7 protein-coding genes are annotated in these 6,884 nt (G+C 46.9%); 1 reads left to right on the top strand and 6 read right to left on the bottom strand.

Annotation, left to right across the window (positions count from 1 at the left end; all coding sequences use genetic code 11):
• Positions 1–35: 35 nt before the first annotated feature.
• On the bottom strand, positions 36–929 hold the full coding sequence (locus AB4209_RS20890) for a DMT family transporter (RefSeq protein ID WP_017065645.1): 894 nt from the start codon (positions 927–929) through the stop codon (positions 36–38).
• 98 nt (positions 930–1,027) lie between these two features.
• On the opposite strand from AB4209_RS20890, the gene AB4209_RS20895 reads away from it, so the two are divergent.
• Positions 1,028–1,816, top strand: coding sequence for a helix-turn-helix domain-containing protein (locus AB4209_RS20895; protein ID WP_029235520.1), 789 nt, complete (start codon positions 1,028–1,030; stop codon positions 1,814–1,816).
• A gap of 100 nt (positions 1,817–1,916) precedes the next feature.
• On the opposite strand, the gene AB4209_RS20900 is transcribed toward AB4209_RS20895, so the two are convergent.
• The 5 genes from AB4209_RS20900 to AB4209_RS20920 all read right to left on the bottom strand — a co-directional run bounded on the left by AB4209_RS20900 (position 1,917) and on the right by AB4209_RS20920 (position 6,884).
• The gene (locus AB4209_RS20900) at positions 1,917–2,099 is read right to left on the bottom strand and encodes a hypothetical protein (protein ID WP_372057207.1); all 183 of its coding nucleotides are present in this window, start codon (positions 2,097–2,099) and stop codon (positions 1,917–1,919) included.
• Positions 2,096–2,305, bottom strand: coding sequence for a hypothetical protein (locus tag AB4209_RS20905; protein WP_017060055.1), 210 nt, complete (start codon positions 2,303–2,305; stop codon positions 2,096–2,098). Before AB4209_RS20905 ends, AB4209_RS20900 begins: the two co-directional genes overlap by 4 nt.
• A gap of 204 nt (positions 2,306–2,509) precedes the next feature.
• The gene (locus AB4209_RS20910; protein WP_372057211.1) at positions 2,510–3,631 is read right to left on the bottom strand and encodes a lipocalin-like domain-containing protein; all 1,122 of its coding nucleotides are present in this window, start codon (positions 3,629–3,631) and stop codon (positions 2,510–2,512) included.
• An 11-nt stretch (positions 3,632–3,642) separates the two neighbouring features.
• Positions 3,643–6,177 carry an ABC transporter permease gene (locus AB4209_RS20915; protein WP_372057213.1) on the bottom strand — a complete coding sequence of 845 codons (2,535 nt, stop codon included), beginning with the start codon at positions 6,175–6,177 and terminating at the stop codon, positions 3,643–3,645.
• Between the two features lie 8 nt (positions 6,178–6,185).
• Complete coding sequence (locus AB4209_RS20920; RefSeq protein ID WP_372057209.1) at positions 6,186–6,884, bottom strand: ABC transporter ATP-binding protein; 699 nt, start codon at positions 6,882–6,884, stop codon at positions 6,186–6,188.

The following is a 6,884-nucleotide window of genomic DNA, read 5'->3' on the forward strand; positions in this document are numbered from 1 at the left end:
AATTTTTACCCTAATGTGAGCGTTGGGTAATGCGTTTAGCTTTGTTGAGGGAGAGGAGCCTCAAGCCTTGGTTTTCTTCTGATTTGAGCAAGGATGACACCTGAAATCACCATCACACCACCAATGATGTGGAACTGGTTAATCTCTTCGCCAAGCCATGTCGCGGCTAATACGATCGCTACAACCGGAAGCAAGTTCATGAACATCGCGCTTGAGTCAGCACCAATGGTGTCAATCGCTTTCACCCACATCCAAGGCGCTAAAATCGAAGCGGCAACCGCTGCGTAAGCTATCAATGGGAGCGCTTGTTGCGGTGGTAAAAGTTGTTCGCTGGTAAGCCAAAGTGGCGTAAGCATCGCGACAGCAAACAGACCCTGAATGTATATCACCACCCAGCTACTGATTGGCATTTTCCAGCGTTTCAGTAGTACACAGTAAGAAGCATAAACAAAGGCTGCAATTAGCATATAGCCATCGCCTTGAGTCAATTCTTGATGCATGAAGAATAACGGATCGCCTTTGCCTAACATCAGGGCTAAGCCTGATAGTGACAACACACCGCCAACAATACTCAAACTAGAAATCGACTTGTGCAGCAAAGGGACGCTTAAAAATACACTGACCAATGGAACCAAAGAAGTGATTAATGCCATGTTAGAGGCGGTTGTGGTTAAGCCTGCGTAGTAACCTAGAGATTGGTTCAACACCATGCCCAAAAAGCCGAGGAACGCTAATTTAGATAAGTTTGGCTTAATGACAGCCCACTGCTTCATCACTGGGCGAATACAGAAAGGCGTGAGAATTAACATCGCAAAAAACCAGCGGTAAAAACTCATTGCGCTAGGTTCTATGGTGCTTGCAGCAAGCTTGTTGACGATTGCATTGGCGCCCCAGATACAGACTGTAAAAAATGGTAATAGGTAATGCATGTGAATTCCGTGGCGAATGAGTTGGTGCGGCTAGTTTGACAGGTCGTTATACTTACAAGTATCTTTAGAAAGACATTAAGCGCGATAGGAAGACAAGTTTGAAAAAACACTCCAGAAACCTTCATCCATCCTTATTAATTGATAAGGCACCATCCAACGTATTTATGAATTTTGAAGCGTTTCTTTCGAACACTGAAACCCGAGTTCATAGCCACTCATGGGGACAGGTTCAATTGATCAGTGGTGGTATATTAGAGATGGAAGCGGAAAGCACTCGATTTCTAGCGCCACCACATTTAGCGATTTGGGTACCGGCCGGGGTGATGCATTGCAGTTATAACCGTAAGCCTTTGGACTACTGTTCACTAAATATCGCCCCAGAACTCACGCAACACCTGCCAGATAAAACCAGCCTTATAAAGATCACGCCGATTGTGTCTTCTATTATCGATGATTTTCGCGATCGTGGGATCAATGTTGCGGAAACCGAGCAAGACCAAAGGCTCGTTCAGGTACTGCTTGACCAACTTGCGCAGCGTGAGGTTGAACACCACTTCTTGCCTTCAACCGATAATAAGTATCTAGCGCCTATATTGGCTTCTGTTGAAGAGAACCCAACCGATGAAGTGACGCTGAAAGATTGGGCTGAACGTGTCCACACCACGGAAAGAACCCTTTCTCGCCACTGCCAGACCGAGCTTGGAATGAGCTTTACCGAGTGGCGACTGCGAGTGCGCTACCTATACTCAATGGACTTGTTGAGAAACGGCCAATCGGTTAAAGAGGTCGCTCTTACATTGGGTTATAACCAAGCAAGCCCATTTATCACCATGTTCAAACGTTACGCGAACCAAACGCCAGAGCAGTATAAGAACCGTTTGTTGTAGCTCGGTCTTGTTGCCAAAAGAACGGATGTTTGCGCTAGTTAGTGCGTAGATAGACCACAAGTGAATAGATAGACCATAAGTGAATACGTGCAGTATGAGCTTATGGAATCGCCCTTAACAGCCCATATATTTCGCTCTGTTGTTCGGTGACATCCTCATAGTGTTGGTTCAATAGAGCACTGTTGCTGCCCACTTTGAACAGTATGTACGTTTCTCCGTCGATCTCGAACCAATTGAAGGTTCCATGCTGGTTATACGTGGTCATTGTTTTGTTTATCTTCATGAGATATACATTAGCAGCGCAAGACATGCAGACGTACATAAGCCAAAGAAAGAAAAGAAAAACCACGAGCCTAATACTGTTTTTTCTTTTCCTACCTCTTCATTACTTTGCTGCCAACCAAGTTCACGAACCTGAGCCTTGGTAAGGTTTAAGTCTAGTTTCTCGATGTATTTGTTGAGTTCGTCATTGTGTACTGAGCTAATCATGTTCTATCTCCCCTAAGCATAAGATTGGTATTTTAGGGGAGCTCATCGTTTGGTTAAATTAGATATTTTTCAACAGGCGTTAAGATAAATAGAACACGTGAAACAACAAAAAACCTCCGTGGTGGAGGTTTTGGTTGAAAGTGTTTTAGTCGATGGTTATGGCGATGTATTTGTTGTTAGATTCCACCTGTATTAATACACAATCTAATACCCAGTCAACTCCATATAGCCAGATCCGGAATGAGAACCTTTAATCATGATTGGCCCCTCCCAATAAGGAACCGACAGCGGCATTTTGGCATTTGGATTGAGTGCCGAGACGGTCAGTTCTATTTGCTGGCTTGGAATCGAAACTTGCCACTCTGTTGGGTAGTCACGCCCGTCGATTTTAGTTTGCTTGATGGCGGTTAAGCTGATGTCTTGCTGCTTAATCGCGATGCCGGAGCCATCTTGATTCATCAACCTCGCATGAGAATAGCTGGCTTTGCCTGTAGTTGAGTTTCGAAGTTGAAATACAACCAAGCTGGTTTCATCACTCAGCCTTAGCGCAAACCAATCCCAACCTTGTTGCGAGTCGAGTAAAAACTGTGAGCTCCATTCTCTGTCTATCCAACCTTTGCCGGAAACTTGATGGGTGACGCCATCAATGGTTACCTCGCCCGATACATTGATGAATGGTTGGCTGTAGTAATAGGAAGCCACTTTGCCATCGCTACTTTTAGTGCTGTAGCCTTGTTCGCCTTGCTTTTGATATGGCGCGTTGTTGGTTAACTTAAGCGAATATCCAAATTGCCCCGAGTTAGCGACCAATGTAGCTGGGAACAGGTCATCGGTCGTCGACGTCCATTGCCAGTCATCAAGATAGACACGAAATGGTGAAGCGCTTACTCCTGCCAGTTCTGCTTGGTTACGTGACCATTTTTCATCGGCATAGTGTTTGTCTTTAGTGGTGACAGCGCTGTGTGCCATGTAGATTTGCTGACTTTGCCACGTAGTTTCCTTGGTTCTATTGCTACGTTCCTGTGGTGCAGCCGCAAAGCGGAACTGTGTCCATTGCACACCTAACACATTGTCTTCTTCATCAATTAAGTTTGCGGTTAAATACCACCATTCATGACGAAAATCTGGATGTGCTTGATGGTCGGCAGGGAAGGCGATGTCGATACCTTTAACTACCGGTGTGAATTGATCAGTCTCTTTTTGTGTTTCATCGTCGGTTTGTTTTCCAGTGCCAAGTATTGAGCCCATATTTTGAGCTGATGGTTGAGTGGATTCATCGCACCCTAAAAGGAGCAAGATGCCAAGTGTGAGAACGAAAACTCTCATTGTTCGATTCATCACAACACCTCACTCTGTAAACTGGATACCACGGGTTTGCTGACCAAACGCCACAGTGGAATCAAGGTCGCAATCACTGCCACTAAAATGGTGATGGTTGCGATGCTGAGTGCATCACTCCAATTCCATACGTAATTTAAGCTCCAACCAAAGGCGCGTAGGGTAACGATGTCCGTCAACACATAACCGACCATAGCGCCGAGTGGTAAAGCGATAACCAGAGTGAAGGCGACCAGAACAACGATTTGCCCGACCACCATTGCCATCAATTTTTTCTGACTAACACCGAGTGCATACAGCCTTGCAATGGCGGCTTTACGTGCATCGAGCAACATGAAACAGGCGCAGAACAACCCAATCACCGCCACCATTAATGTGACGCCATTAAGCGCCCGCGTGATGGCAAAAGTTTGTGAGAATATATCCAACGCGATCGATTTGATCTGTGCTTGACCGTAAAGCTGACTAGGGTGCAGATTGAGTTGTTGGCGTAACTGTTCGTACACCACTTGTGGGTCGCCAGAGACTTTGATTCCCAAGCTGGTGGGTAAGTCAGTAAATCCGCTTTCGATCCACAAATTAGGTGCAAGTAACACTTCGCCATTCGGTGAGCCGTAATCGTGGAAAATCGCCCCGACGATGAGCGCTTTGTCTTGGATCGCGTCGAGCTTGAGTCGGCTTCCAAGCGGCAAGCCGAGCTTCACTGCCGTAGGTTCGCTGATCGCCACGAATTCACCTTGGTAAAAGCGCGTCCAGAAATCATCAAGGTGGGATTGAAATACCATGGTTTGCTCAAGTGTGTCTTTGTCTTTGGTGCCGAGCAAAGTAGGTAAGCCCTGCAAGTTATCATCGACATAATATTGCTTATAAACGGTTTCAACATTTTCAAACTGCTCTAACGCACGTTCCACATTCGCGATTTCACCTTGGGCAGGGCTAACGTAAATATCGGCATGTAAGCGCTGTTCAAGCCATTGCTTTAACGTGGATTCAAAGCTGCCGACTAAGGTATTCATTCCGATATTGGCGGTGACAGCGAGAAGCAACGCCATCATGGCAAGGGAGAGAGGGGAAATAAGTTCACGTAGCTCAGCAAACAGATATTGTATTAACCCCGATTGGGTGCGTTTTTCGCTCCAGTTCGCTAGCACGCTTAGCGTTTTGGGCAGGTACAAAGGAATCGATACCACTAACACACCGAGCCATGCCATGGTGAAGCGATGATGTTCGCTCATCCATAAACCTGCTAACGCGAGAATAGTTAATACTGACCCGATAACAAACAGCTGATTTTCGTTAGACGTTTCCGGCGCTTGATAGAAACCGCCATGGGAAGAGAGGGGTTGTCGCACCCGCTGTTTAAAGTGTTGCCAACAAGCGACAAGAGTTGCGGCCAGCGTGAGTAGCAGTGCCTGCATTAACCATTGCCACTGCCATGTACCGGGAAGCAGTGTTGCACCATAAAGTTGCTCAAGTGTTATCGCGACGGTTGGATGCAGCCAATGGCTGAGTTGGATGCCGAGAATGAAACCAAGCGACGCGCCTAGTGTGACTAAAAGAGTCAGCTCGACTAACAGAGCTGAAAACACGATGCTTGGCGCAATGCCGGCTTGTTGAATTTGCACCAATAGCCGATTACGCTTCAGTAAACTGTACTTCACACCATTGTAAGCGATGAATAGGCCAACCAAAAACGCCAACAGACTCATGGCGGTGAGATTGAGGTGAAAGCTATCGGTAATTGAACCCAGATCCGTACTTTGGTTGTTGGAAATCCATCGTCCTTGCTCGCCAATAAGGCTTTGCCATTTATCCTGAGGATTGCTCTTAGTGTCGCTCTTAGTGTCAAAAATAGCGATGTAGCTCAGTTGCCCTTGCTTGTTAAGCAGTTGCTGAGCGAACCCAATATCCATCAACATTCGGCTACCTAGCTGCCATTCATCTGGTAGCACTACCACTTGAGTGAGCACTTCATCCAAAGTGAGTGTGTCTACTCCTCCCAAGTTCTGGTGTTGCGACTGGCTCATCATCACAATGGGTTCACCCGCTAAGAGTTGCGGCAAAGGTAAGGCATTGTCGAACAGGGAAATGTTTGGTTCTTTGGTTTGAGTGTTGCTTTGTTCGTCGACGCGAGCGTGACGAGATCTTGAAGTGAGGGCGGCGATCAACTCACTGCCTTGAACTGACCAACGTCGACCTTGCTCGTCTCTTACTCGCCCTTCTATAACAGGTAGCGCTGCGCTTAATCCACTTTGTCTTAAGCTGAAGTAGAGCGATTCCGGCAAATAGTTTTGCCCTGCTAGTGGAATGATAAGGTTCTGCGCTTGAGCGCTAAGTTGCTCGGTCGATTCTGCATAACTGCGCTTGGCATTGAGGTTGATGGCTTGCACTGCGACAAACAAGGTGACCGCTAACACAATGCCGATCAGAATCGCTGCGGCTTGCAATGGTGATTGACGATAGTGCGCCGCGAATAGATTCAGAGTCAGTTTGGTATGGGTGAGCTGGTTCTGAGCGAAGCCAGTTTGCTTCATTGGATTACTCACAACGCTGCTGCTCTTGGGGTTAGATCGGCGTTCCTTAAACAACCATCATCTAACACCAATTTTGTCTGCATAAAGCTGGCGCATTCTGGGCTGTGCGTAACCAAAAGCACCGCAGTGTTGCCTTGAGTGGTGATTTCACTCAGCAGCTTCATAACCTCTAACCCTGCTTTGTGGTCGAGGTTGCCTGTGGGTTCGTCGGCAAGCAATAGTTTGGGTTTATGGGCTAGCGCGCGCGCTATTGCGACTCGTTGTTGCTGACCGCCAGAGAGTGCGGATACATGTCTTTCGAGTAACTCGTTGATACCCAATGCATCAACTAAATAATCGCACCAGTCGCTCCATTTTTGTTGATTCAAATGGAGCGGGAAGGCGATGTTTTGTTTTACGTTGAGTGGGGTTAGTAAGTTGAACTGTTGAAAGATCACGCCTAGCTTTTGATGGCGGAATCGGCTCCACTGTGGATCTCTCCAATCTGATGTGTTCTCGTTATCGAGCCACAACTCGCCACCAGTTAGAGGTTCAAAGCCCGCGATTAGGTTGAGTAAAGTACTCTTTCCACTGCCACTCGCCCCTGTTAAAGCCACGCTTGCGCTTGTCGCCAAAGCGAAGTCGACATTTTCCAGCACGTGATGGGTATCGTTGCCATCAACAAAGCTTTTGCTGGCATGTGTAAGTGGCTTTGTTGCGTAATTCAA

This window comes from Vibrio sp. 10N.286.48.C11, assembly GCF_041469805.1.
GTDB lineage: Bacteria > Pseudomonadota > Gammaproteobacteria > Enterobacterales > Vibrionaceae > Vibrio > Vibrio crassostreae_C.